The sequence below is a fragment of the Streptomyces sp. WM4235 genome (assembly GCF_001279725.1).
Taxonomy (GTDB): Bacteria; Actinomycetota; Actinomycetes; order Streptomycetales; family Streptomycetaceae; genus Streptomyces.
The window spans coordinates 1-5733 of record NZ_LGDE01000086.1; the positions used below are offsets into that span (position 1 = coordinate 1).

Below are 5733 nucleotides of genomic sequence, written 5' to 3' on the forward strand. Positions count from 1 at the left end.
GGGACTCGGGTACGGGCTGCTGCGACACCTCAACGAGGAGACCGCCGCCGTCCTCGCCCCGCACCCCACCGGCCAGATCGCCTTCAACTACCTCGGCCGCCACTCCTCCACCACCGACATGCCCGCCCACCTGCGCGGCAACGGATGGAACCGCGCCGCCGGCACCGAGGGCCTCATCCCGCGGATGGACCCGGACATGCCCGCCCCGTCCGTCCTCGACGTCAACGCCCTGGTCACCGACGGCGAGGACGGACCGCGGCTCACCGCCCGCTTCGCCTTCCCCACCGGACTGCTGTCCTGCGAGGACGTCCGGGAACTGGCCGACCTGTGGCACACCGCACTGGAGGCACTGGCCCGGCACGCCACGCGGCCCGGCGCCGGCGGCCCGACCCCCTCCGACGTACCGCTCGTCACCGTCCGCCAGAACGACCTGGACACCTGGCAGGAGCAGTACCCCGGACTCACCGACGTGTGGCCCCTCACCGGCCTCCAGGAAGGCCTGCTCTTCCACGCCCTGCTCGCCGGAACCAGCTTCGACGCCTACCACATGCAGATGGTCCACCACCTGTCGGGCCCCGTGGACCCCGACCGGATGCGCCGCGCCGGCCAGGCCCTCCTGGACCGCCACCCCAACCTGCGCACCGCCTTCGTCCCCGGCCCCTCCGGCGACCGGGTGCAACTCGTCGTCGACGGCGTCCGGCTGCCCTGGCACCACCACGACCTGCGCCACGCGGGCGAGGAGGAACGCGCCGCGGAACTCGCCCGCGTCCTGCGCGAGGACCAGGACGACCACTTCGACCCGGTCCGGCCACCGCTGCTGCGCATGACCCTGCTCACCACCGGAGCGGACCGCGCCGAACTCGTCCTGACCGCCCACCACGTGCTCTTCGACGGCTGGTCCGTCCCCTTGCTGATGAGCGACCTGATGGCGCTCTACGCCTGTGCGGGCGACCCCACCGCGCTGCCCCGGGTCCGCGGCTACCGCGACTTCCTCACCTGGCTCGCCGCCCAGGACCGCGACGCGGCCTCCCGCGCCTGGGCCGAGGAACTCGACGGCGTCGACGAACCCACCCTGCTGGCCCCGGCCGCCGGGACCGAACTCCACACCGAGGTCGGACAGGTCGCCGTGCCCCTGCCCGCGGACCTCGCCCGCGACCTCGCCCGGCGCGCCGCACAACTCGGCATCACCCTCAACACCCTGGTCCAGGGCGGTTGGGCGCTGCTCCTGGGCGCCCTCACCGGCCGCCGCGACGTCGTCTTCGGCACCACCGTCTCCGGCCGGCCGCCCGCCGTGACCGGCGTCGACGGCATGGTCGGCCTGTTCATCAACACCCTGCCCGTGCGGGTGGACTGCGCCCCGGCCCGGTCGCTGGGCGAACTGCTCACGGACCTCCAGGACCGACAGGCGGCCCTCCTGGACCACCACCACCACGCACTGGCCGACATCCAGAGCGCCGCCGGACTGGCCGCCCTGTTCGACACCGTCGTCGTCTTCGAGTCCTACCCCGTCGACCGGGCCGGCATCAACGCCGCCGGCGACGCCTCCGAGGTGGCCATCACCGGCCTCACCCCGTTCACCGGCAGCCACTACCCGCTCGTGGTGACCGCCGACGCCGACCCCCACCTGCGACTGGCCCTCCAGTACCACCACCACGTCTTCGACCGGCAGACCGTGACCGGCATCGCCGAACGGCTCGGGCACCTGCTGCGCCTGATCGCCGAAGACCCCGAGCGACTCACCGGCCGCGTCGACCCGCTGGGCACGGTCGCCGCCGACGGCCGCACCCCGACCGAGGCGTCCGCGGACGCAGGCCCGCCGGTGCCCGCCGAGACCTTCCCCGGCCTCTTCCGCGCCCACGCCGCCGCCCGCCCCGACGCCCTCGCCGTCGAGGACGACCGGACCGCCCTGTCCTACGCGGAACTCGACGCGCGCTCCGACCGGCTCGCCCACCACCTGAGGGACCTCGGCGCCGGACCCGGCACGATCGTCGCCCTGTGCCTGGAACGCGGCGCGGACCTCCTGACCGGCATGCTCGGCATCATGAAGGCGGGGGCCGCCCACGTCCCGCTCGACCCCGGCTACCCGGCCGACCGGCTCGCCTACATGCTCGCCGACTCCGGCGCCACCCTCGTCGTCACCGCCGGCGACGCTCGCGGCCGGCTCGCACCGGGCGCCGCGGTCGTGGTCGACCTGGAGGCCGACCACGACCGCATCGCCACCCGACCGGCCACCGCCCCGCTCCCGCTCCCGCGGCCCGAGGACCTCGCCTACGTCGTCTACACCTCGGGTTCCACCGGCCGCCCCAAGGGTGTCCTCGTCACCCACACCGGGTTCGCCGGCCTCGCCGAGGCCATGACCGAGCGCATGCGCATCACCCCCGACAGCCGCGTCCTGCAGTTCGCCTCCGCCAGCTTCGACGGCGCCGCCATGGAGGTGCTCATGGCACTGGCGAGCGGCGCCGCCCTCGTGCTGCCGCCCCACGGCCCGCTGGTCGGCGAGGCACTCGGCCGGTTCCTGCGCGAACGCCGTGTCACCCACGCCCTGCTCGTCCCCTCCCTGGTCGCCACCCTCGACCCCGAGGGGCTGGACGGACTGCGCACCCTGGTCGTCGGCGCCGAGGCGGCCGGCGAGGAGCTCGTCCAACGCTGGGCGCCGGGCCGCCGACTGATCAACGCCTACGGGCCCACCGAGACCACCATCGTGGCCACCCTGAGCGAGCCGCTCGCGGGTCCCGGCGTCCCGCCCATAGGCCGCCCGCTGCCGCACACCCGGATCCACCTGCTCGACCACGCCCTGCGGCCGGTCCCCGTCGGCGTCCCCGGCGAGCTGTACATCGCCGGCCCCCACCTGGCCCGCGGCTACCACGGCCGCGGCGCCCTGACCGCGGCACGCTTCACCGCCGACCCCCACGGCGGGCCCGGTGAGCGGATGTACCGCTCGGGCGACGTGGCCCGCATGCGCGAGGACGGCACCCTGGAGTACCTCGGACGCGCAGACGACCAGGTCAAGGTCCGCGGCTTCCGCATCGAACTCGGCGAGGTCGAGAACGTCCTGAGCGGCCACCCCGGCGTGGAACAGACCGTCGCCGTCGTCCGCGAGGGACCCTCCGGCGGCCGGATCCTCGTCGCGTACGCCGTCCCCGCGGCCACGGCCGTCGCCCTGCCGGGCACCACCCGCCCCGACACCGGCCCGCTCGCGACCGCCCTGCGCGCCCACGCCGAAGCCGGCCTGCCCGGCTACATGGTCCCCTCCGCGTTCGTCCTCCTCGACGCCCTCCCCACGACCCCGAGCGGCAAGCTGGACCGCGCCGCGCTCCCGCAGCCGGAACTGGGCGGCGCCGAAGGCGGCCGGGAACCCCGGACCGTCCGCGAAGAGGTGCTGTGCACCCTGTTCGCCGAGGTCCTCGGACTCCGGAAGGTCGGCATCGACGAGAACTTCTTCGCCCTCGGCGGCCACTCCCTGCTCGCCACCCGCCTGATCGGCCGGATCCGGGCCACGCTGGGCGCCGAGGTCCCGCTGCGCGCCCTGTTCGACGCCCCGACCGTCGCGAAGCTCGCCCTCCAGCCCGCCCTCGGCGTCCCCGCCCGGCCCGAACTCCGGCGCGCCGACGACCGTCCCGACCGGGTGCCGCTCTCCTTCGCGCAGCGACGCATCTGGTTCGTGGACCGGTTCGAGGGCGCCTCGGCGACCTACAACCTGCCCCTGGTGCTGCGGCTGACCGGGCCGCTGGACCTCCCCGCCCTCAACCGCGCCCTCCACGACGTGATCGCCCGCCACGAGGCGCTGCGCACCCTGATCGGCGAGGACGCCGACGGTGTCCCCTTCCAGCAGGTCTCGCCCGCCACGACGGTGAACGTGCCGCTGCCCGTGGTCGAGTGCGGCCCCGGGGAACGGGACACCCCCGACGCCGCCGTCGCCCGCGCGGTCTCCCACGTCTTCGACCTCGCCGCCGACCTGCCCCTGCGCGCCACCGTCCTGCGCCTGGGACCCGCCGACCACCGCCTCGTCCTCGTCATCCACCACATCGCCGGCGACGGCGAGTCCATCCCACCGCTCATGCGGGACCTCGGCGCCGCCTACGAGGCCCGCCTGGCCGGCCGGGACCCCGGCCTGCCCGCTCCGGCCGTCCGCTACACCGACTACGCCCGCTGGCAGCGCGACCTCCTCGGCGACGAGGCCGACCCCCTGAGCCTCATGGCCCGTCAGTCCGCCTACTGGCGGACGGAACTGGACGGCCTGCCCCAGCCGATCGCGCTGCCGACCGACCGGCCCCGCCCCGCCGCCCCCAGCCACCGCGGCGGCCTGGTCGAGTTCACGCTCGACCCCGCCCTCGCGCGGGCCGTGGCCGACCTGGGCCGGGCGCACGGCGCGACCGTCTCGATGGTCCTCCAGGCGGCCCTGGCGGTCCTGCTGCGCGAGTCCGGCGCGGGCGACGACGTCGCCATCGGGTCCCCCATCGCCGGCCGCACCGACGAGGCACTGGCCGACCTCGTCGGGTTCTTCGTCAACACCTGGGTGCTGCGCGTCCGGATGGACTCCGACCCCTCCTTCACCGACGTCCTCGCCCAGGTGCGCGACCGGGCGCTGGCGGCGTACGACAACCAGGACGTGCCCTTCGAACGACTCGTGGAACTCCTCAACCCCGACCGCTCCACCTCTCACCACCCGCTGTTCCAGGTGATGTTCGGCTGGCAGCACATCGTCCGGGAGGACTTCGAGCTCAGCGGTCTGCGGGTGTCCCTGGACACCGTCGCCAACGACACCGCGAAGTTCGACCTGTTCCTCACCATGGCCGACATCCCCGGCACCGGCGTCGTCGGTGGCCTGGAGTACGCCACCGACCTCTACGACCGGGCCACCGCCGAGGAGTTCACCCGCCGGTTCACCGACCTGCTCGCACGGGTCGCCGACACCCCGGACCGCCCGCTGCCGGCGCCCGGCGCCGCGGCCACCGCCGGCACCCGGCAGCCGGCCGTGCGCGCCGCCGCCGTCGACCGCACCCGGGTGGAGGCGGCCCTCACCGCCCACCCCGGCGTGGCCGAGGCCGTCGTCATCACCCACGACGGGACCGGCAACGGCCGCCGCCTGGTCGCCTACACGGTCCCCGCCACCTCGGACGGGGACCCCGCGGACGCCCTGGAACTCACCCCCGGCGCCTCGGCCGCCCAACTCAGGGACTTCCTGACCGGACGGCTGCCCGCCGAACTCGTCCCCGCCGTGTTCGTGTCCCTGCCGGCGCTGCCGCTCGGCCCCGACGGACGGCCCGACCCCGCGGCACTGCCCGAACCGGTCTTCACGGGCGGCGACTACCGCGCCCCCGGCACCAGGCAGGAGCAGGTCCTGGCCGAGGTGTACGCCGAGGTGCTCGGCCTGGACCGGGTCGGCGTCGACGACGACTACTTCCTGGTCGGCGGCGACAGCATCCGCTCCATCCAGGTCGTGGCCCGCGCCCGGGCCCGCGGCGTGTCTGTGACCCCGCGGCAGATCTTCGAACTCCGCACGGTCGCCGAACTCGCCTCCGCCGCGACCCTCACCGAGGGCGCCACCGCCGCCCCCGCACGGCCCGCCGACGACGGCGAGGGCTGGATGCCGCTCCTGCCGATCGCCCGGCACCTCCTCGAACTCGGAGGGAACATCGGCCGGTTCGCGATGTCGGCGGTGGTGGAGTTGCCGGTGGGGATTGATCGGGCGGGTGTGGTGGCGGTGTTGGGTGCGGTGGTGGATCGGCACGA

Annotated in this window: 1 protein-coding gene; it reads left to right on the forward strand. The window is 75.0% G+C overall.

The genetic code is table 11. The annotated features are described in order from the left end of the window. The coding region (locus tag ADK55_RS09230) for a non-ribosomal peptide synthetase (protein WP_159041333.1) at positions 1-5733 on the forward strand (5733 nt) is incomplete at both ends.